This is a genomic window from Halomonas sp. 111 (genome assembly GCF_052379685.1).
GTDB classification, from domain to species: domain Bacteria; phylum Pseudomonadota; class Gammaproteobacteria; order Pseudomonadales; family Halomonadaceae; genus Vreelandella; species Vreelandella citrativorans.
On the sequence record NZ_JBQSYV010000009.1, the window covers coordinates 1 to 21,162 of the forward strand.

Genomic DNA, 21,162 nt, shown 5'->3' on the forward strand with positions numbered 1-21,162 from the left:
CTCCTTGGGGTTGGACCGTGGGCCGGCCTCCCCGAAGGAAGGACGGCCCACCATGTGGGTTATAAATAGTCAGAGTGAAACCAGGGGGCGTCTTCCACATTTGAAAGTAAGGCATCGCGCAGGTCATCGGGATCGAGCTCGGCAGCACTGCAGCAAACGTAAAACGTGAAAGGGCCTAGTTCATCAGACTTGATCCATTCCAGCATCTCCTCGTGATTTATCCGGGGATCGGCAAGAGAATCAAGCGTAGTGACAAGAAGATGCACTCTCATGGAGATGATGTCTTCTTTTGTCCAGTGATAGTCGTTGCTATTCACTTCGGCCGGGCGTCCCCTCCCCCTTTTTGCTGGCTCAGCCGGCAAGGGTTTGGCAACATTAGGGGCTGGGAATGGAACCACCTTGCGACCAATCGATCGTAGAGTCGTAGGTCGGTCAGAAAGCTCAAGATCGACATCAAAACTGAAATCAAACCCGAGCTGAATCTCGCTGCGCAGTACCGAAAGTTTCTTGTGGCTGGAGTTTGTCATAGCACACCTCACAAAACGTGAGGGCAGCTACCCCCAAAGGGAGTAACTACCCTCTGGGTCATAATGCGTTAAAGCTTTATGCGGTATGGATGTCGTGCCCGGCTTGCGCCAAGGCCTTCATGTCCAGGTCGTTGAAGTCGCTCGGAAGTGTTCCTTCGATAGCACTCTCCACCAAACCAAGTTTGCAATCGTAAAGCGACTTGGTCGTGATAGTGATAATGGCTTGTGCCATGGCTTCGAGTTCTTGTAGAACAATATCCAGCCCGATCTCTTCAAACTTATGCCATACATTCGCGATTGACTCGTCCAGATCGGCAAAGTCGTTGTAGTAAGTCAAAAGTCTGGTATAGGCCTCGTAATGCTTGGCAGGATCGTCCCACTTATCGGCAATGATGAAGTAGTGAGAAAACGCATAAGCGTAGGCGCGCTGCTCTGTAGCAGTAGCTGTAGTGGATTGGGTCATGTTCATGCTCCGTAGTTCGGAAAGTACGGACTCACCACCCTAACGGGAAGTAAGGCCCGTGAAGGGAAAGAATCGAGTAAAGATTGTTACCCGATAGTCAAAGGGGAGAGATACGTACAAGGATATGATTGCGCGTGGCATCCTTCTGTACGTGGTACCGAACCTTCTGCATCAAGGCATCCCAATATGGGGCTGGCATGTCGCTATCAGTGCCTTCGCCATTGAGCGAAGGATCAACGCCGACAAATATGTCGGGATAACCCTCAGCGTCGTGACCATCGACACCCCAGCTTGCTGTCCCTTTGAGTCGAGCCTGATCAGCCCAACTTCGGAAGAGGGCATGTTCAAACCAGTCAACGGATAGGTGTACCGCTGGCTCAAGTGACGATTCAGCGACCAATGGAACTATAGCCTGTGTACCATGAATCATTTCAGAGTCATGTGTGTTTCCGCTAGGCATGGTGTTCTCCTAAGGTAGTTACGCTTAAGCGTGACCCTAACGGGCCGAGATCAAGACGTTGTATGCCACGGTGGGCAAAGGGATTCGTTCACTTCGGTGCACGTAGGCTAGCCCTGTGCAGCGGAAGGTTCGGAAGAAGTGGGATCAAGCTTCTCGATAAGGCCGTTGATTTCATCATGAATATCGTCAGCATTTACCAGTGTTAGGTAGTCCTGAAGGTTCTCAATGATGGAATCGGCAGTTTCGAGATCAAGTATGACGTTCTGTGACATGGATGAGCTCCAATTCAAGATCGGACTCATCCCCATAAGGGCGAAGAGCCCGGAAGGGATAGGTAGTGTAATGCAAGAATACTGGTTGGTTAGCGTGGCCAGTGCTACCACGTCAGTTCGCTGATGAGCGAATGAATGCCTAATATAGCATGATCATTTGAGGGTTCCATCCCCTATTAACGGAGGATGGCCCAGTAAGCTTCGATGGAGTTATTGAGTGAGCCCAAGGTGACACGATGAATTGGCGTTGGTGCTATCAGCGTATAAGGGCCCGCTTGTAAATGCGGTTCGAAAGCGAAGTCCATATAACTTTATTGACTACAGCTACTGCTATACGCTGAAAATCTACGAAGAAGAACTATTCCCTATTGAGTCCACGTTCTTTCCGAGTTTATCTCTCTCCTCGGAACGGGTTGAGTGATTATCTGTGGGTATTCGTAGTGCTCCCACGTCCTGAAGCATTGCCTGGCGAAACCTTATCGCCTGCCGACTGGTTATGGTTCCGGACTCATTGAAGCTGTTTTCTATGTCCAGGAGAGTCTCTCCATCGACAAACTCCCAGTTAGCATTGATAAACGCATAATCTGATTGAGAGGCTTCGCTGTGGAGCTGGCCATACGCAATTCCCATTGATAAAGCTGGGGGCAAACACAGCGCTAATAAATAAAGTGAATGCTTACGGCTCAACATTTTGTTCCCTCGTATCTTTAGAGAAAGTCTCTGACATTGAAGTCCAAAGACCAGTGTCAATCTGCCAGACGCGCCTCTCCAAGCCTATCCAGCCACAGCGGACGAACACACCATTGCCCTTCTCATATATTTCCAGTGGGCCTTCACATAATAGAGAAAGGTCCTGGACAGATTGTGCATCAGTTGGCAACGAGCGCGATAGCCACTGAGGATAGGTATCCCCATTTACCCACCAGAATCGTTCGACACCTGAAAGGGCTATATATCCTAGACCAAGCCCGAGAGCCAAGGTCAATGCATATCCAGCTTTCTTGAAGTAACCACCGGACGTGGTTAGCCAGGAGATAATACTCGGAGCGGCCAAGAGTAACGGGTAGAAAGAGAGTTCCCATAGCATTGAGAGGCGGTCGGATCGAACGGAAATGTAACCCACCACCGTGAGGTACAGAGAACATAAGATCGCCAGGGTCCAAAGCAGAGATTTTGTTTCACTGCGCAAAGTTAAACTCATTTATTCAAACTCGACATTGGTTAAGGCATTGTACGCCAATTCTGTGATGCTACGAACAACCGCCAGTTAGGTTTGAGGTTCGCTGTTGCGTTTAATTACGTCGATGCCATCTGTTACCGACAAGATCATGCTTGCGTTGAAGGCTGAGAGCTCCCGCCCAGACACCAGTAGGGATTGTACTTTCACCTGACTGACATCCTCTGTCATACGCGGGGCGCGCCAGTATAGCACTTGTCCAGCTTCTGCCAGCTTAGCAGGACCTTTTGACCTGATCTCATTAGTCGCCATAAAAAAACAAAGGGCACAACTTCTCAATTGAGAAGTTGTGCCCTTAGGGAGGGAATAAGAAGATCCGGGTTAAGGCTTAACGTTCGACATCAGCATGCGTTTCAGCGAGGAAATTATCTTCAGCAGTTTCAATTGCATGAAGAAAATCATTGTCATCTATTACGGCAAAATGCATACCGTCGCATAACAAGTCACTTAGCATCGATTGAACATCAAAATCAGCGTCACCCCGTAACATAGCATAAAACTTCAAAACCGCCTCAAATCGCTGAGTACGAATATCCAGCGAATCTACCGCGTTAATAGGTTCTTTGAGCTGGTTTAGGAATGAGGTAAGGAGAGCTTCAAAGCCAGGCCGGACGGAGCTACTTGCCAGCGATACCATCAATCGTTTGAAGTCAGGTGGGAGAACGTGATACTCAGAAAGCAAGGTCTCTGCCATGGCGAATGACCAAACTTTAGTATCATCACAGACTAGCTTGTAACCTCCGTCACGCCCCATGGGCTGTTCGATGCGCCATAGAGAACCGTCATGGGTAACGCGCTCTTCACCGTCTGAGTGATCATTTAAGAAGGGTTTTTTTCTTATCAACAACGTTCCAACGTCAAGACGTGTTGGGTCAACAGGGGTAGAGAAAAGAGTTAGATCGGTCATGAGAAATGCCCTTTGCAGAATGCCTAGGCACTTCTCCCGCTATCGGGTGAAGTGCCCGAATGGCGAGGTAGGAAAATGCTGGATAGTTTTGCGTGGTCAGCGCTACCACGATTACTCACTAAAGAGTGAGAATTGCCCAAAGGTAGCGTAATACAATACTCTAGGCAATATTTCTCCGGGAGCTTAATGGCTCACGCTCAAATCGGACCACGATAGCCCCAAGGCTTTTCCTATGTCGTTGCGAGGCTATTAATCGGGACCGGCCTCACTATCCTGGCGAGTCACATTGATGGCGAATACTTCAACCTCTTCGGTTCCGAAGTGAGCATGCGTAATGTTTCTTAGCCGGTATCCCTTCCATGGTAACGTCAATCGTCTAGTGCTATCACCGCGCTTAGGGTAACCACGGGTAAGCTCAATGTTGTCATATTGACGCCCTTCCAACCTTTTTTTCCAATACGGCGTAACACGGCGAAATTCTTCATTTTTAGTGCCCGCTTTAATCTCATCAAAGTACTCACCCTTCAGGGCTAATGTCAGAGTGGCCACAACATTTCCTATCTCATTTTATTAAAAATCAGTGTCAATGGGATTTAGTGGATTGCGTCTTGTCCACGTTTGTAGCGGTCTATCCTCAAACTCATCCAACTTGATTGTTCTTAAAGGTTTTCTGCTGAAAGCCCTCCTTCCATCTATAATTATAAAGCTTAGTAGTAGTGTTCCCATGCATAAGTAAAACAATTCTTTCATTTTATCTCCTTAAATTTGGTAGTTGCAGTCGACTGGCGAATAGCCCGGCCACAGTCACTCGCAGTGGTTGTCAACGTAGCACTGCGTCTCATTAATGTAATCTGGGTGCAACCCTGGCTGAAGGCGCTGGCCAGCGATCAGACGCTGCGCAGGCTCACAGTCCTGGGCGACGGTAATAGCCAAATAGGCATACATCAGCTCCTGCATCCGATTCCCTTTCTCGCTCATGTGGCTCAGAAGCCCCAGGACGGGGTGATTGAAGCGGGCACCGACAAGCGGTGCAGCCTCGGCTTGAAGCTGGTCGGTCAGGTAGGCCAGCAGCTCCGCTTCGGCGCTAGCGAACTCCTGGCCAGCCCGCTTCTGCCAGTCACTAAATTCTTCGATGGAATCGCTGAGGGCGCCCCAGGTAACTTGCTGGTTCGGCAACGTCTCTACTTGCATCGTGTTAGCTCCTTTCCTCGATCAGTTCACTATCTCAAACAGGAAGTCTTCGTGAGTCAGCCCGCGGCAGTATGGGGGGTTATCGTGGTCTGTTTCTGAAACGCCAATTTCATACGTGCTTCCTGAACTTTTCCACTGACCATTTACAAAATGTGGTTTTGTATCATGGACAAAACAACAGCCATCGTAACCACCCGCCACCTCTTTAACGTAAAACCGAGGTACGAACCAATCTGGGAAAGGAACGTTATGCAGATCCAATTGCGTTAATGTTGCTTGCTTAATGTTCACGGCCGATGTGTCAACCACTGCCTTCCCAGCACGAACCAAGTCGTAGAATACCTGGTTGTCTGGATGCCATGCTACGTTCTGCCCTGTTGCTCCATCAAGTAGCTCATCGACCAACTGTCCCAACATATTGGCGTCGTCCAGATAAATATTAAAATGCAATTTCTCTACTGCTGTCACGATGTCGTGACGTGGGTTTGTTGAGGTCGGTGGTTGATCGGCAGCGAGGTCTTGGGCAGTACAGATCAAAGTACGAAGGGCATTGGTAACATTACAAACATAATCTTCCTGATATTCATATTGATGCTCTCCCAGTATATTGAGTATATCCAACGCCACCAGACGGCATTTAACAGCCTGCAACTTGAGCCGGTAGGCGAGTTCCCCCTCTGTTCGACAATACGCTTCTTGCTCCCATGGTAGAGCTAAATAATGATAAAGCGCCCTGGGGTCACCCTGAGCAAGTCCACCATTGATATCCATAATAGGGAAGTACTCACCCTTCCAGTATTGCCCCTCACCCTCTTCAGCAGTTAGCCAAGTATCTCCGCGTACTAGCTGCTCCAGATGCACCATTTCATGGCGAAGAGCGGTGTCTCGAACATCCTCGGGAAGCCCGTCAAGGCCGTCACTTATAAGTAGCTTCGGGAGTGGGTACAGAATTACTGCACAGGGGTGGTTACAGAAGTTAATCTTCATGGCACGTTTGTCGTTATCACTTAGATCGGACGCTTGAATATACTCCGAAAAGAGTTCGCAATATTCGACCTCGACTCCCGCCAGCAAAGGAAATTCAGAGGCTATACGCTGCACCCTGTCTAAATGTATGAATTTTTGTTGGCGAGATACTGTATCCAGTAACCCCAGAGCTTTGGGCAGGTTTTCGTATGCTTGTGCATCAACCGCATCGTAAGAAAGCTGCATTCCAGTAATGATATTCAGTGCCATCGTGATCCTTGTTATTGAACATACTACGCATAAGTCATGACCGGCCAAAGGCCTTGAAACAAGCGCTGCTTTGCAACCTGAGGGACTTTACCTAGCCCAGTTTAAAATGCTTACAGGTCGTGGCGCTTGGAAAATTCACACCCACGCCCCTCTCAGTGGATGCTTTCGATAGAGGCCGACTTGATGATCGGCTATCGGAAGGCCCCTAGCCAGCCAGGGGCTTTTCCTTGAGCTATTCAAAGTGTGGCTTGAACAGGAAGTCGCAATTACATGCAGGGCACGTTACTCCATAGGTAACTGCCGGCGAGACAATGAATACGCCATCTGGATTGATCTTTTGCCAGGAAGTTGCGAAATGATAACGCGGAGCACTGCACTCCGGGCATGCCAGCTCTACACTGGACGTACCGGTAGAGATTGTTTGCTCAATCTCTGTCAGCTCTGAGATTGGCGTAGCTGCTTGCTCTGTCATGCTGTGGAATCCATTGTGGTGGTTACTTTCGACAAACGGTCTTTACTAGACCGGCTACCGGAAGGCCCCGGCGTGCCAAGACTGGCTTTGCCCTTGACTCATCTTCAAGCCTGCGGATATATCGTATCGGGCGCTTGTGGCCACTCTTGGCGAATCAACTCCCAGTCGCTTAGTTGCCAAGCTGTTAGGAACGCCTTCGGGGCCTCAAGGGTCAGTGCAAAATTTATCGCCTCTAACGGAGCAAAGCTTCCGCCTTTTGTTTCGGAAACCGCCTCAACCGCCTTTCTTGCCAGATCGGCCCGGTATTGAGGCAGTAGCGGGTCTTCGATAATCTCTGAAACAAGCACATTGAGGGTGGAAGCCAGGTTTAGCAGTTTCTCATGGGTAATGCTTTTGATTTTACCTGATTCCCAATACGAAATAGCTACATCTGAAACGTCAATCTTACGCGCCAACTCCGCCTTATTCATTTTTTGAGCGAGCCGTAATTCTTTCAATTTAGCAGCAAACATGGAGGTTTCCTTAATCAGTTTGGCGTCGTAGCAGTAGCCCGTAACTTGGCTATGACTTCTTGAGACGAAGCATGTAGCTTCGGCCAGCTTTCTTGTGGTTCAAGGGCTATTGCCTCTAACTGGCCTATTGAAATAGCGAGCCTGGGATGGGTATGGCCGACTGATGCTAGCCACCCAGCGCATGCAAATTCCTGCCCTACCTGAGACTGATCTGGGAAACTCAGAATCAGGCGTCATGTGTTTTCCATTCTTAGATGCTTTCTGCAGCGGCCCACTTGAGCCGCTATCGAAAGCCTCGGCACGCCCAGGGCTTTTTCCTTAATCGATCGATGGCATAGGAACCTTTGGTTCTTCGCCAAAGGTAGTCATAAAAGCCGCTCGGGCTTCTTCCAGCTTCTTCAGTAATCTCAGACCAGCTTGTTTACTGATACCACCAGACAGAGTGGCTCCACCGACCATCCCGCAAGCGAGTACGTACTGAATATGTGCATAAGCCTTGTCACGGCGCTCAATTGCAGTATTAAATTCCAACATCGCACCTGCCAAGGTGCGTGAATACGCGTTACGATGTTGATCAGTTTTCATTACTTTTCCTCTAACACTTCCAGTCGTCGACCTGGGCCAGCTTCTCGCGGTCATCTGCCGAGCCCCCTAATTGTTTCAGGAGGCTAGGCACACAGGGGAAGAGCGTGTATCACTTTAGCAAGCGGTAATCATTACAGTTTTCCTTGATCATCTTAATTGTCGTGCAAGCAATACATTAAAGAGGGATGCATTCAATCACATGCCTAGAAGCCACATGCTCTTGGCAATATATGAAAATCCCCCGACCGCCTTGCAATACTGAAACTTCTTTTGTTTGCCCAGCAAGAAATCCGTTAGCAACGCAGACCAAGGAAATTTCAAATGATGCATTTTCCACATTGGAACTTTCAGGGGTGGTTCCATCTGCTAACGAGCCAACCGGAATAGGCCAGTCCTTGCCATTCCAAAAATCAAATTTGCTGTTGCTTCCCTGCACGGTTTTCTTGTTGGCTACGAGTTCCAATTCGACCTTTCCGCAAAATTTATAATCAGTCAATGGCATTGGTTTTCCTATGACTTCGGTATATTCGGATCGGGAAAACAATCGCTGTTCAAAGTTGTGCCCGCTTCAATAAGAATTTTAGAATCTTGGTGGCTCTCAACATACTCAAAACGATGGTTTATCAGCTCTCCTTTGTGCGAGCGTATCTCGCATCCCGGTGCGCCAGGTACATGAACCCAGTCACTATCTGCGTACCCCCTTTTCCTATTTTTTATCAGAGCTTGGACATAAGGTTGCAGCTATATGCATAGACTGGATTACTAGAAGCCCTAAACCTGTAACGAGACAGGAAGCCCAAATTGGGTTATAGCCAGGCGTAGCCGGTGTAAATACTCCTAAGGTCACCAGTAGCCCCAATGGGAACAAGAGCAATCCGATACAGACACAGCTGTAAGCAAAATAAATTGCTAGCTTAACGTGCGCCTCGGCCAGATTTTCACTATCCGCAATAGACCCTTCATAAGGGAATCTTTTATGAACAAGAACCCATGTTTTTATTTTTTCCAAAAGATTATGCACACTTGCCCCCTTTTCCTTGATCAAATTTTTAATGGGTTTTCTTATTGGGCTTTGTGCTGTTCCTTATGTAGGACTCATTGGCTTCCTCTGTTGCACGTCTAGCTATCTCAGCCAGAACAAGGCCGATGACAATCAATGCATAAACCATAGTTATTGCAATTTGGAACCAGTGCGGCACCACACCAGGGAACTCGTTTATAACAACCTCTGCTAGCAAGTAGACAAGATAGACCGAGGGTGCTGCTATCATGAAGAGATTGAACACACTTGATAGGTTATCTTTCATCCAGTTATTCATTACATTCCTATTCAACAAATTTTTCTATAACGCTGTCAGCCCCAATTAGCGGGATCAGCCTTACCAGAACTTCATCCATTACGCCCCGCTCTGCACGGACAATGTACTTCACGCTACGATCTTGCCAAGCAAGTGTCTGAATAAGGCTTGCAGCAACAACACTGGGTTGATCCAGATTATTAACAGGAACCTCTGTTACACCACCCCGAACACTGGTGCTAATTGGGCAGCAGATCATCAAGCCACTCTGCTTGTTATATTCCTCAGAAGATAAAACTAGAGCAGGTCGATATTTGCCTATTTCTTTACCTTTCGTTGGCTCAAAATCAAGCCATACAATGTCGTTTCGCTTGGGTACATACTTACTCATGAATGCCCCATTTCGGCAGATGATGGCGTTGCTAGTTCGTCAGCGTGGGCGCTTTCTGGTGTTAATCCACGCAGCAACTCAGCTTCTGAGAAAGGCAGTTTTAGCATTTTCCGCTTCTTAACCAACGGTTCGATGACGATTTTACCGGCACGAACGTTAATGCTAATGGGCGTAGATACGTCAAGGTTGGCTTGTGCAAGCACCTTGCTTGATAGGCGAACTGCTGCGCTATTGCCCCACCGTTTAATTTCGCTATTCATTCTGACACTCCAATGTAGCTACTTATGTAGCTACTCTAGCTTTTGGGACGATACGTGTCAACATTAGTATCTACAAAGCTACCTCGAAAGCTCTGCGTATGGTGTCTTGGTCTACAGAAAGGTAGGGCTTTGTATGATCTAGCTCGGAGTGACCTAAAATGGCCTGCACCGATTCAATATCACCTGTTGCTGCAAGTACCCGAGCCGCGAGGGTACGACGACCGCTGTGGCTGCTACCTAGCTTGATTCCCGCTTGTCGATACAAGCGGCTAAATGTCTGCTGTAGCGAATCGCACGACGTATATCTTTAGGGCCTGTGTCCAATAATCGCTTTTTGGTAGCCAGCTCGAAGGCCTGGCCTTTGTGAGTGAGTACCAGCTTGCTATGCGGAAGAAAGCCTCTGTAGCTGGTTTCTTGAGAGCATCCCCACTGCCGGAGGTGGCGCACTTCAAGCCACGCCTCAATGGCTTGCACGCACTTAGGATGGGTGAAATGAATATTTCTCGCTTTGCAGCCTTTGGTGATTTGGGCTCGCAGATACACCTCTGCACGGACGGCACCGCTAGGAAGGAGAACATCGTCTATACGTAGCTGGGCTAGCTCTGTGACGCGAATGCCGGTTGTATGCGTTATCCAGAGCAACATTTGGTCGCGCTGTGGCATACGGCCAGTGACGCCCGCGACACGAATTAAGTGGCGAAACTGCCCTGGTCGAAGCGAAGTAGCTTGGCGGGAAGGTGTGGCCATAAAGCCCTCTGTCAGGATTGATGTTTAATCGCGTGCATTCCTGAGAGAGTTGCCTGGAGGCCTCCACATTAGCCTAACACCAGCAACCAAGCCCGTTCTAGGAAAATGTGCCAAGGCTACAAACTGCTTCTTTTGAGGAAGAAGAGAGTATGGAACGCTCAAAAAGGCCGGCTCGAAGCCGGCGCGATTAACTAGAGGCTCGGAGCTGGTAAACGTATGATGCCGGCCCAGTTCCCAACTAAAGGCGCGGCCAAAAAATTTCCGTAATTGGGTAATTCTGCTAGCACTTGGCTCAATTGCCTGATGCCTGGGATATCAAATAAGGGGGTTCGCAAATACTTGGTACGCCCCATTATCATCAAGCCAACGTCCGCTGGAACAGCGGGTTGAAATACTTCTGATGGAGACTGGCAGCAGACAATTAGCACTAGCCCTCGAGCGAGTGCGGTCTTTCTCCATTTCGAGAAGTCGACTGCAAATGTAGGGTTAAGCGAAACATCATCCACCAGAATCAGCGAGCCCGCCGGGGCATCAACAGGGAAGACACTTTCGGGTTCAAATGTCATGACCTTTACCCTTCCAGGATAGTTCTTCTCCAGGCTTACGAGCATGTGTTCAGGCATGTGCAAAGAGCGTGAGACTTCAGAAGGCTCGGTTGGTCTCCTACCAATGGGTGATGACCTGTAGAGGTTTGCATTGGGATGCTTAGAAAGGTGCTGCTTAGCTAGCTCAAGAGAAAGAATACTTTTCCCACATCCCGCATCGCCTGTAATCACTACAACTGGCGCATATTCAGGCACATCGACAATATGATTGTGGGAACTAGGCAATGGCAATGTAAACGATGCCACTACGTCATTTTTCTCAGCAAGCCATACGACTGCGTTACTCCATGGCATAGCAACGCCATTGCTTTGAGCAATAATATCCAATGCCGCGCTACGCGGTATCTCCTTGGATTTTGACAAAGCTCTGGCATCTTTTTTAGCTTGCTGGACTGTGATCCCTGAAGGGAATCGAAGGTGATCATTTACAGGCATGGCATGGTTCCGTTTACCTGGCGTTGAGTTCAGCCCACAAAACACGTCCCAGGAAGGATCATGCGTAGAAGATAGGATAAATCGACTGTCCTCAATCGGACTTCGCCATGGTGGGCTGTCGTGCTGTCGAAGAAGCACCCGTAAATGCTGTCATTAATAATAAATTCGTGCAAGTTATCGGTAAAAGGAAAATTTCAGGCATAAAAAATACCGCCTGGTAAACCGGGCGGAGACGATACTCGCTATGGTTGCGCCACCTCCAGCAAAAAGGGCTTTCAGATGAACACAAGCGCCTACTCACATACGTAACCAGCTACTTTCAACGCCGGAAAACCAGTGTCGGTAAGTCGAGCGAATGTAGAACGACTTTTTGACCTTTACGACCATGATGCCAAACGGCAGCATTACGTACTCCCCGTCGTTCTTGAAAGGCCAATCTGCACCTTTAAGGGGGAACTCAATATGCTCTATTCCCCGAACAGGTAAATGATCAGCCCCTTTTGCACGAACAGCTAAAGCTTTGCACGCTTCATACAAACTGGCTCCCGATAGAACAGCTTCCGGAGAAATACCAGGTCGAGTGCGGGCAATCGCTGCACGTGCCACCTGAGGTTCTAGGTCTAGCCATTCACGCTCAAGCTCACGCACCAGATCGGCAGGTAAGCTTTTAGAGCGTCTAAGCCAATAGTTATCACCAAAGACATGACCACGAGCTTTGTAAACCGCTTCCCATAGGCGCTCAAACTCTTGCTTGTGAGAACGGCCTAGTCGGGATTGCGACTGTTTAAACGCCGCTAGCTCTTTCAAGCTCCAGTGCTCGGGACGTTTCGGCAACAGAACCTCGCTACCAAGCAGCGGGCCAAACTCAGGACCCACTGTTTGCCACAGGCCTACGTAGGTGGACAACTGGCTCAATACAGCCTTTGGTTCAGTGACTTCACCTAATATCATTAGAATTGCTCCTGCATAGAAAAACAGGGGCAGCCACCCTAACGGGAATGGTCTGCCCCAATAGGGTTAGAAATAGCACCGGGTACGATGCTCAGAGTTGGAGATTGGGAACGCTAAGCGGCTTTGAGGGTAAACGTACCTTTTAGCAGCCAGGTATGTTCACCTTGTTCAAAGGGCACATAGTCGGAATTGGCATCTTGGTTATCATAGTCATTGCATCCTAAAAAATAAGGGCAACAACCCCTCAAGGAATGTTGCCCTTAAGGGTAGCGAAAGAATCACTGACGGCATGAGCCTGCAGTAATCACGTGGTATTGGACTGAAATCATGCCGCCGCCAGAAAGGTATCTTGGCTAGTGCATGGTTGATTCAGGTCTTCGAGAAGAAGGCGTCCTTGCTCACTGTTTAGATCGACGAAAATGGAGTCACCGTGTTGCCGTACGTGCTCCTGTATCCGCCAATCCAGGTTACTTTCAAGCTCAGGCTCAGGGCCCGGCTTGATCGCCTGGAGGGTTCGTGCCATTCCGTCCTTGGTACGCACGGAAATGGTATCGTCGCAAATGCTGATCGGCCAGCCGGGTTGCCGTCCTTCAGCGACCAAGCTTACACGTCCTGTGTGTGTATCAATCAGTGCCAAGCCTTCGCCCAGATCGTCTCCACCGATAAACCCATCATTTTCAGGGTCCAGCGTTTCAACTAAGACTTCTTGGTATCGGCTATTATCGATTCCTGCTGTCGCAAGTAGATCCCGGCCAAGGGCCATGGCTACTGCCTCAAACGCGGGATAGACAATGGATTGACCAAGAATCTCATGGGCTTTATTGGCACTTAGCCCCTGCACAAGCTGGAAAGGTATCCCCTTCACGGCCGCATGCTCCGCGGGTGTCAGAAGCCTGGAAAGGCCACAACCGTCTGGATGAACGATGTATGGCTCTGTGCTACGCGATTTTGCATATCCACGACCAATCGTTCCACAAAACCCTTCGTCGCCAGTGAGCAACTGACGGGCGAACCCTTTACCAGCCGCTTTGTCACGCACTTCCTTATCGGCCAGATATGAGTAGGGTTTCCAACGCTCCGAGTCCTTTGGAACATCCTCAAGCACGTCCGCCAGTTTTGAAGGCTTAGTGACGTGTGGCATGACCGTGCTCAGATCAAACGAAGAGCCTAAGCCTTTCGTAATGGCCACTGCACACAAACGCTTACGCGCCTCAAGTGCTCCAAACTCATTGCCATCGAGAATACGCTCATGGAGTTCATAGTTCAGCGAGCTGAGTACGGATCTAATGACCGCCATACTGGCAGTATTGGCATACTCACTAACGTTCTCAATGAGGACGATCGAGGGATTTATCACTTCAACGAAGCTTAAGAAGTGAAAGAACATCGCGCCAGCGGCTTCATGAGATTCCGCAAATTCCAGCTGGTTTTTCGATCTTCCTGATCGAGAGGCGCCAGTACAAGGAATTCCACCTATGACGACGTCCATCTGAGGTGGATTGCGTCCAAGATTGACATGCTGAATGGGCGATTCAATGGGTATTGAGGCCGAGTCCCAGAGTTCTGGATTGTTCAGGATCGAGGATTCCAGGTAGGCACGCTCTATTTCGACCGCGACACCAATTTTGCTGCTAATGCCGGCACGTTCCAACCCTGAGTGGAAGGCGGAATCCAGCACGCCCCCACCCAGGAATAACGAGCACACACGCAAAGGTTGGTTGGACTGTAAACGAGACATAAGCCTGTCGACGCGATCCTTAACCTTGGCATGCTGGTGATGTGCCGTAATGACGATTTTACCCTCGGTGACAAGCACGCGAAGAGCTTCCACTCCATCAAATAGCTCAGCCAGGTCCTGACGGGTAATGTCGATTACTGGAATGAGTTTACCGTTACGGGTTTTCTTGCTGATGACGTACTTGCCACGAGGGTTAGGCGTAATTACCAGCTTCGCCTTGGCTATGGTCATGTCGTACGTACGGCCTGGGGCGTAGCCCTCCCGAGAGAGTTTGGCGCCTTCTAGCCAAATACGCGGCGTACCGCGGTTATTACCAAGCGCAGTATTGACGATGTAGGTCATGATAAAGCTCCATGGGCATAGGACCTGGAGCACTTCATCCCTATCGGGATAAAGCGCCCGATAGGACCGGAGAGTGGTTAAGGAGAGGCAGAAAGAGGCGCCTCAATACTACGACAAGAATGCTGGTTAGATTACAGTGGCCAGCGCTACCACTTCAGATCGCATAGGCGATTGAAATATCAATATACCAGGTTCGATCGACGCATGCGACGACCACGTGACCGCGTTTTAACATTCATGCGTGACCTATGGTCGTGTAGTAGTCCAGGCTAATGACTCGCCAACCGTTGGATTAACTCCCAGAATCAGTTCAACGCCTTGAAAATTTCTTTTTATGCAAAAAAGGATGAAGTGCGAACCCCGCTACACTTATGAATCCAAAAATGTACATTAGCACTTCAACTAATCTGCGGAATTCTGCAAAGGTATTATTAATAGTCTCGATAATACTCTGTCGGTAACTTTCCAACCTTTGCGAGGGTTTTGATATAGGTTCAAACCTACACAGCTTATCATCGATAATAATTTTATGCGTCGCTCCATTGTCCGACTCTGCTTCCGAAACAAGTGATTGAACCTCTGAAACATAAAGTTTCATATCTACATCGAGAACCACTTTTGAAATTTCATAAATCGATAAAGTATAAAGTGTGATCAGCAGCAAAAAAGCCTTGAACATTGCGCTATAACCTGCCTTGCTTGTCAGCTCGTATAACGCATATTCGTATAAAGGCTCCAGCATTTTTTCAAAGAAAAAGCAAACACCTCTGCCAATTCCATTAAGGCAATTTCCAAAGAAAGAATGAACACCTCTGCCAATTTTTTTTAGACAATTTACTTTACCACGGATGTACTTATACATTTTTTTCATTTTTACACTTTAATTTTTAAATATAATAATTTCAGGTCTATGCTCAAAATACTTCAAACATATACAAATGTATATTGTGAGCATGGCATCATGCAGTTGTTTTTTGATGTTCCAGATTAACTTTTGCATAAAAATTCTGTAATGCGGTGCCGAGCTCTGGTAGATCTTCCAGTCTTATGGAGGATGGTATCGTCATTAATAACGAAGGCGGTTTATCTGTGTACAGTGTGGCTAACGCAATCCTTTCATCAGCTTTCTCTTGTCGCTCGCCTCTCAGCCTAGTTACGGGAAAAACTAGAGTGACAACGCCGCGTATATTCTCGGTGGGTTGGTTTAGAAAGCGTACTTCGAAATGCTCAACACCTGGATGTTGTTGTCGATCTGGTGTTATGGTCATGTCTTCTTGATTCGTTGCAGAGTTGAACGTGCCTTCACTACAAAAACCCATATCTTTCATAAGCCTCCATGTAGCACTTCTCGCTGGCTCCACCATGTACTCTAAAAGCCATTCGGCTTCATCTCTTGTAACTTCGGCAAGTGCTTCTTTCGAAGTAATACCATAATGCTTGGCAATTGACTTAAGAATGAAATCTCGATCATCCGAGGAGATTGTGTTTAGAAAGTCCGCATTGCCGCTATTCATGAAAGCACCTTGGTTAAGATCAGTTTATCGATTTGCATCAATTTTACCTGAGTAGATAGTTAGAGCCAAAAAAAAGCCCCTTCTACTGAAGGGGCTGTTAGTTGATGCTTCACGATGCGCGAAGCAGGCTTTTTCCAATGAGACTAAATAGGGTGCTTTGTAATTCTTCGACATTGTTAATGACGACTGAATTACTCAAGAACTCAGTAATCGCATTAGATTCTATGCCGATTCCGATTAACTCAATGTTAGAACCTTGGCAGCGTTGCACGACATCTTTCATCGCACTACCACTGTCAGGGTCGCCATCGGTAACAATAATGATGAGTTTTCGTGGCTCCTTTTGCTGCAAGAGCTCAAACCCAGCATACCAGACCGCCTCCGCCATTGGGGTTGTCCCCCTCGGGATAGCACTAAAGCGGTCAACGTTTCTTGTCACTGACTTTTGGTGCTTTACCGCGGCCAGCAACGGTTGATACCCCCCACTAAAGTAAGTAACGGCCGGATTAACTCCTGGGATTGCCTCTAAGCCCATTGCTAATGCCAACGCCGCTTCGTTTGCCACCACATAAGGGGGGCGTTCAGTCGACTCACCGACCACCATTGATCTCGACATATCGACGAGAAGATGGACGGCAGTATTCGGCTGCTCATGTTCCGTACGCTTCTGGAAGACACGTGTGTCTCCTCGACGTAAGCGGGACAAGTGTTTACCACTTAGACGGCCACCACTTCGTACCGTTCTAACACTGGAGCGCTTCGCTGACTGTACGAGTCCCATTAGCTGGGAGCGTATAGCCGTTGACACTAGGCGCGTGCGTTGCTTCAGATCAGATGCCAACTGGCCACCCATCGAATGAGCATCACCAGGCATGTGAATCTTCGTGCATAGAGGCGGCTCTGAGTCGGAAGAGGACTCAAGATCAGAGCGAAAGCGATCAAATGCGTCATGCAGGTGATCATCTTCGCCAGCCCCTAAGGCCCGAATTACTGCTTTCTGGCCGTTACCCTGGCTGTCGCCTGAGTCATCGCCCTTCGGGCCACCACCTTTCTGGCTGTTACCCTGGCTTGCGCCGGAGCCATCGCCTTTCTGGCCGTTGCCCTTGCTTGCGCCTGAGTCATCGCCCTTCGGGTCATCACCTTTCTGGCCGTTACCCTGGCTGGCGCCGGAGTCATCGCCCTGCGGGCCATCACCCTTCGGGTCATCACCTTCCTGGCCGTCACCCTGGCTGGCGCCTGAGTCATCACCCTTCGGGTCATCACCTTTCTGGTCGTTACCCTGGCTGGCGCCGGAATCATCGCCCTTCGGGTCATCACCTTTCTGGCCGTCACCCTGGCTGGCGCCGGAGTCATCGTCCTGCGGGTCATCACCATTCTGGCCGTTACCCTGGCTTGCGCCTGAGTCATCGCCCTTCGAGTCATCACCTTTCTGGTCGTTACCCTGGCTAGCGCCGGAGTCATCGCCCTTCGGGTCATCACCTTTCTGGCCGTTACCCTGGCTAGCGCCTGAGTCATCGCCCTTCGGGTCATCACCTTTCTGGCCGTTACCCTGGCTTGAGCCTGAGTCATCACCCTTCGGGTCATTACCTTTCTGGCCGTTATCACCCACTTGTGGCTTGGGTGGATTCAGGGAGGGATTTTCAGGTGCCTTATTTGCCTCATCCTGAAGCATCGAAAGGATGGCCATGGTTAGATCCATAGCGTCTTGCGACGTTTCCATATCAGGTACCCGACGGAAAAGGCTTTGCAAACGCACATACACAGCTTGGGGAAACACTGTCTTAAAAACCTTCTCGGTTTCCCTAAGCTCATGCTCAATGGCTTGCTGCCCAACGTATCGTGTCTGGAGATAATAGAGACAGTACGCCTCCAGTATAATAACCGGATGGGTTTGCTCGTTCGGAATAGCGTAATGTCCGGCACGAGACATGTATCGCGCGACTTCATTCAACGTATGCGACATCCCCGGATAAAGCTTGATCATCGCTCTCTCGATACGACAATCTTCCGTAATGTTGAACATGCTATGAACGAGCCCTTTCTTAGTGGGCACTACATCCCAGTCTGTTAAACGAACATGCGCCGATTCGTGAGCCAGATAGCCCCAGAGAGCATCATAGTTGCCCCATGATTCAGGTATGTTGGGAATAACGATGGTATTCCCGTCGGTATAAGCGCTCTGTCCACTTATAACGATCGGTACACCTACTTTTTGCGAGTACGCAGCGCACAGAATGGGCAGCGCGTTATGCAAGGTTTTACGATCAGTCATGGTATTTCACCAGTAGATGAGAAAACACCACACCCCAAAAGGGTGTGGTGCTATCAGCGTCAAAAAACGCGTTCAGGATAAAGGGCGTCAAACCCCATTGGTTAAGCGAAGGTGACAGGCAAGTTACCAGGCACCATCATCGATGTCGTCCATATCGAACACCGGCAACGCTTCTCCTGACAAGTCAGCAGAGGTGTCATTCGGCATAGCGCCCATTTCTTCCAGCAGGTTGGCTAGAGAATCACTTGCGAACGAATGCGCAGGCTCAACGTGAGTTTCGTCCAAATTAGCATCGGAGTTCACTTCACTAGCAGTAGACGCCTGAGTTGCTTCTGGTTCAGGTTCTTGCTTAATGGCATCCCTTTCTGGCACGGCATCGCTCACTGTATCGGATTGCTCACTTTTCACTGTGTAATCAGCAAAAAATGATGCGATATCCCCCAGAAGATCGACAGGTAGCGCAGAAGAAGAGTCGGCGGGAGTATTCGACGAGACTTCAGAGACGGTAGCCGGCTCAGAAACATCTGCGCCAGCCTGCTCTTGTGAAGCAGTTACTGAGGTCTCTTCGTCTGACATCAAAGAGTGCTGAGTCGGAGTCAGTAACTCAGCGGTAGCCGGGGCATCATCAAGAAGCCCTGCCCCACTGAAAGTGACTGAATCAACGGTCACACTTCCCTCGGCATAGCCATGGATTTTCTCACGATCGGCACAAATCAAAACCACGGTGGTTACCTGGTAGAGGTATGCGCCTTCAATCCGACTTTTAACCTTATGCGACTCGAAGCCATCGATGGTTTCCTTCAGCAACGTGGCCAAGGGTTCCAGCGAGGCATTCATGAAGCTTAAGCCGTCGATCTTGTCGTAGAGCTTTTCCAGGGTAGCCCTGGTCGAGGTATTGAGCTCCTTTCTACCGTTCAAATACTTGTGGTAGAAATTGTTGGCCTCTTTCTCAATTTCTGAGTAGAGATCGCTCGTAAGTGAATCCATTTGACGAGACAGCTGGTCAGCTGACTTCTCGTTGACGGCGTTGATGTTGTAGATCGTGTATTCAAACCCAATACGTTCACGGACCACATCGATAGGCATTCTGCCGGTACGAATAGACTGAGCAAACTCTGGATTATCATCGATCCACTTCTCAACAGTTGCTTCATAAGCATCCAGAAAGTCCTGACGCTCGGTGAGAAACTGCGCTTTGATAGTCTCCAGTTGACTCTCCACGTAGTCGAGCTTGTCAGCCGGAATGGCATAGCCGTTCATGAAGCGTAAGCCGTAATGGCGCAAAAACCGAAGACAAGCGGTTTTCAACGAGTTGAAAGGATTGAGCGCCGACGGTTCACAAATTTTCTTGTTGCCAAGACTGGCCAGTTTTTCAGGAGGTATCTCGCCTCCGGCTCCGAGTTTGATATCCTCGGGCCGAAGACGCGTTTTACCAGACCAGATGTTGAAGTCCGCATGGACCACACAAAGTTGGTTCAGGGTTTTCACGTTCAAGGTTGCGAGTGTTGTCATGGGATTCTCCAAATGAGAAAAGCCCAATCAAGACACACACCCCCAATGGGAGTATGTGTCCCATTGGGCGAGGTAATGCAGCAAGCTGCGAAAGGAAAAATACTGGTTATTTTGTGTGGTCAGTGCTGCCACATTCATCGCTAAAGAGCGATAAAGCGTTTTCTTAATGTCTCTGCCGGCAAAGGCATTAAGAAAACGGGGGTATACCCCCGTTTGTTGAGCAAGCATCGCTTGCTTATGAGATTGCGTCAAGAGGCGCTAACACGCTTCTGTCCACAATGTTACGTGGTGCCAAAGCATCAGTGACGGTCACTCGGTAGCGCGTAGAAGGATCTCCGCGATAACGGTCTTCGTCTACTTTCACACCCTGCTGCTTCAAGTCGTCGAGCAGAGAGGAGTATTTCACCTTCCCTTTCGACTTGTAGCGAGTCACCATTACGCCGGCATACTCAGCATGGAAGTACTCCCCCATCATTTTCTTCAGTGAAGATAATGAGCTGTCTCGACGTTTCTCCAGTTCCAGGACCTGAGCCTTTAGAGCGTCGATCTCGGTTTGCGCTTGGCGGTAAGCCTGCGCGTCTTTGATCCAGGCATCAGCCTGATTATCATCAGAAGGGAAATAAAGGTCGCGCTGGGGGTCTTTCTCAGGCTCGACACCCGATACCAGCATGTTCCAAAATTCCCGTGCCTTCTGTACGAGCACACGCAGCAAGGTGTCATTACGTTCAACCTTGAATTCCAGCAAGCCGTGTTCGGCGTGCCAGAATATAAGCCATCCGATGCGAGACTCAGTGACAAGCAATTGATGCTGTAGTTGGCAATAGTGATATTTAAACTCACGACTGTTTCGACCATGAGTGTTCACATCTTGCCAAACCGCATCACTTGGACACTTGATTTCTACTGGTTCATTGGAACTGCGTTCACCGTCCAGGGACGCCCTGAACAGCGGCATCCGAGTCGACTCCACACAAGCGGGAAGGATTAGCTCCCCCACCTGCGCCTCGTATTGACGTCGGGCCACAGCTTCGTTGCGCCTGCCATATTGCACCAGCGGGTTCAGACTTAGATCAACCTCGGTAGCGTACCCGGATTTTTCGGCCCACAAGCGCCACAGCGTCTTGTAAGGCGATAGTCCAAGAAGTACCGCGGCATCCGTTGCCGTTATCCCCCGAGTGCGCCAGAGGCGCCACTCAGTGGAGCCTTGCTCCAAATCGACGTATTTCATCGGGATC

Annotated in this window: 25 protein-coding genes; all 25 read right to left on the reverse strand. The window is 49.2% G+C overall.

What is annotated here, in order from left to right; translation table 11 throughout:
- Window positions 1–59: 59 nt before the first annotated feature.
- A complete protein-coding gene (locus ACT3T7_RS08235; protein ID WP_444630644.1) occupies window positions 60–527 on the reverse strand; it encodes a hypothetical protein in 468 nt (155 codons plus the stop codon).
- A gap of 76 nt (window positions 528–603) precedes the next feature.
- On the reverse strand, window positions 604–990 hold the full coding sequence (locus ACT3T7_RS08240) for a hypothetical protein (RefSeq protein ID WP_444630645.1): 387 nt from the start codon (window positions 988–990) through the stop codon (window positions 604–606).
- A 97-nt stretch (window positions 991–1,087) separates the two neighbouring features.
- The gene (locus ACT3T7_RS08245; RefSeq protein WP_444630646.1) at window positions 1,088–1,450 is read right to left on the reverse strand and encodes a hypothetical protein; all 363 of its coding nucleotides are present in this window, start codon (window positions 1,448–1,450) and stop codon (window positions 1,088–1,090) included.
- 107 nt (window positions 1,451–1,557) lie between these two features.
- Window positions 1,558–1,722, reverse strand: a complete 165-nt coding sequence (locus ACT3T7_RS08250; RefSeq protein WP_444630647.1) for a hypothetical protein — start codon at window positions 1,720–1,722, stop codon at window positions 1,558–1,560.
- Between the two features lie 1,565 nt (window positions 1,723–3,287).
- Window positions 3,288–3,866: a hypothetical protein gene (locus ACT3T7_RS08255; protein WP_444630648.1), complete on the reverse strand. Its 579-nt coding sequence runs from the start codon at window positions 3,864–3,866 to the stop codon at window positions 3,288–3,290.
- A 249-nt stretch (window positions 3,867–4,115) separates the two neighbouring features.
- Window positions 4,116–4,415 (reverse strand): hypothetical protein, encoded by a 300-nt coding sequence (locus ACT3T7_RS08260; protein WP_444630649.1) that lies wholly within the window; start codon window positions 4,413–4,415, stop codon window positions 4,116–4,118.
- A gap of 255 nt (window positions 4,416–4,670) precedes the next feature.
- Complete coding sequence (locus ACT3T7_RS08265; protein WP_444630650.1) at window positions 4,671–5,057, reverse strand: hypothetical protein; 387 nt, start codon at window positions 5,055–5,057, stop codon at window positions 4,671–4,673.
- 21 nt (window positions 5,058–5,078) lie between these two features.
- Window positions 5,079–6,293 carry a hypothetical protein gene (locus tag ACT3T7_RS08270; protein WP_444630651.1) on the reverse strand — a complete coding sequence of 405 codons (1,215 nt, stop codon included), beginning with the start codon at window positions 6,291–6,293 and terminating at the stop codon, window positions 5,079–5,081.
- A 576-nt stretch (window positions 6,294–6,869) separates the two neighbouring features.
- Window positions 6,870–7,277 carry a helix-turn-helix transcriptional regulator gene (locus tag ACT3T7_RS08275; protein ID WP_444630652.1) on the reverse strand — a complete coding sequence of 136 codons (408 nt, stop codon included), beginning with the start codon at window positions 7,275–7,277 and terminating at the stop codon, window positions 6,870–6,872.
- A gap of 318 nt (window positions 7,278–7,595) precedes the next feature.
- On the reverse strand, window positions 7,596–7,862 hold the full coding sequence (locus ACT3T7_RS08280) for a hypothetical protein (RefSeq protein WP_444630653.1): 267 nt from the start codon (window positions 7,860–7,862) through the stop codon (window positions 7,596–7,598).
- 175 nt (window positions 7,863–8,037) lie between these two features.
- On the reverse strand, window positions 8,038–8,364 hold the full coding sequence (locus ACT3T7_RS08285; protein ID WP_427047098.1) for a hypothetical protein: 327 nt from the start codon (window positions 8,362–8,364) through the stop codon (window positions 8,038–8,040).
- Window positions 8,365–8,568: 204 nt separating this feature from the next.
- A complete protein-coding gene (locus tag ACT3T7_RS08290) occupies window positions 8,569–8,883 on the reverse strand; it encodes a hypothetical protein (RefSeq protein ID WP_444630654.1) in 315 nt (104 codons plus the stop codon).
- 28 nt (window positions 8,884–8,911) lie between these two features.
- Window positions 8,912–9,181, reverse strand: coding sequence for a hypothetical protein (locus ACT3T7_RS08295; protein ID WP_444630655.1), 270 nt, complete (start codon window positions 9,179–9,181; stop codon window positions 8,912–8,914).
- Between the two features lie 7 nt (window positions 9,182–9,188).
- On the reverse strand, window positions 9,189–9,551 hold the full coding sequence (locus tag ACT3T7_RS08300) for a type II toxin-antitoxin system PemK/MazF family toxin (protein ID WP_444630656.1): 363 nt from the start codon (window positions 9,549–9,551) through the stop codon (window positions 9,189–9,191).
- Window positions 9,548–9,811, reverse strand: coding sequence for an AbrB/MazE/SpoVT family DNA-binding domain-containing protein (locus ACT3T7_RS08305; protein ID WP_444630657.1), 264 nt, complete (start codon window positions 9,809–9,811; stop codon window positions 9,548–9,550). The genes ACT3T7_RS08300 and ACT3T7_RS08305 overlap by 4 nt, the downstream gene beginning before the upstream one ends.
- 70 nt (window positions 9,812–9,881) lie before the next feature.
- The gene (locus ACT3T7_RS08310) at window positions 9,882–10,076 is read right to left on the reverse strand and encodes a tyrosine-type recombinase/integrase (protein WP_444630658.1); all 195 of its coding nucleotides are present in this window, start codon (window positions 10,074–10,076) and stop codon (window positions 9,882–9,884) included.
- Complete coding sequence (locus ACT3T7_RS08315; RefSeq protein WP_444630659.1) at window positions 10,049–10,558, reverse strand: tyrosine-type recombinase/integrase; 510 nt, start codon at window positions 10,556–10,558, stop codon at window positions 10,049–10,051. The genes ACT3T7_RS08310 and ACT3T7_RS08315 overlap by 28 nt, the downstream gene beginning before the upstream one ends.
- 191 nt (window positions 10,559–10,749) lie before the next feature.
- Complete coding sequence (locus ACT3T7_RS08320; protein WP_444630660.1) at window positions 10,750–11,598, reverse strand: hypothetical protein; 849 nt, start codon at window positions 11,596–11,598, stop codon at window positions 10,750–10,752.
- Between the two features lie 297 nt (window positions 11,599–11,895).
- Entirely contained in the window at window positions 11,896–12,549 is a 654-nt protein-coding gene (locus ACT3T7_RS08325; RefSeq protein ID WP_444630661.1) for a hypothetical protein, read from the reverse strand.
- A 325-nt stretch (window positions 12,550–12,874) separates the two neighbouring features.
- A complete protein-coding gene (locus tag ACT3T7_RS08330; protein ID WP_444630662.1) occupies window positions 12,875–14,629 on the reverse strand; it encodes a DNA cytosine methyltransferase in 1,755 nt (584 codons plus the stop codon).
- A 310-nt stretch (window positions 14,630–14,939) separates the two neighbouring features.
- The gene (locus ACT3T7_RS08335; protein WP_444630663.1) at window positions 14,940–15,500 is read right to left on the reverse strand and encodes a hypothetical protein; all 561 of its coding nucleotides are present in this window, start codon (window positions 15,498–15,500) and stop codon (window positions 14,940–14,942) included.
- Between the two features lie 88 nt (window positions 15,501–15,588).
- Window positions 15,589–16,143 carry a hypothetical protein gene (locus ACT3T7_RS08340; RefSeq protein ID WP_444630664.1) on the reverse strand — a complete coding sequence of 185 codons (555 nt, stop codon included), beginning with the start codon at window positions 16,141–16,143 and terminating at the stop codon, window positions 15,589–15,591.
- A 109-nt stretch (window positions 16,144–16,252) separates the two neighbouring features.
- A complete protein-coding gene (locus tag ACT3T7_RS08345; RefSeq protein WP_444630665.1) occupies window positions 16,253–18,415 on the reverse strand; it encodes a VWA domain-containing protein in 2,163 nt (720 codons plus the stop codon).
- Window positions 18,416–18,538: 123 nt separating this feature from the next.
- Window positions 18,539–19,927, reverse strand: coding sequence for a DUF3150 domain-containing protein (locus tag ACT3T7_RS08350; protein WP_444630666.1), 1,389 nt, complete (start codon window positions 19,925–19,927; stop codon window positions 18,539–18,541).
- Between the two features lie 235 nt (window positions 19,928–20,162).
- Entirely contained in the window at window positions 20,163–21,155 is a 993-nt protein-coding gene (locus ACT3T7_RS08355; RefSeq protein ID WP_444630667.1) for a YqaJ viral recombinase family nuclease, read from the reverse strand.
- Window positions 21,156–21,162 lie beyond the last annotated feature (7 nt).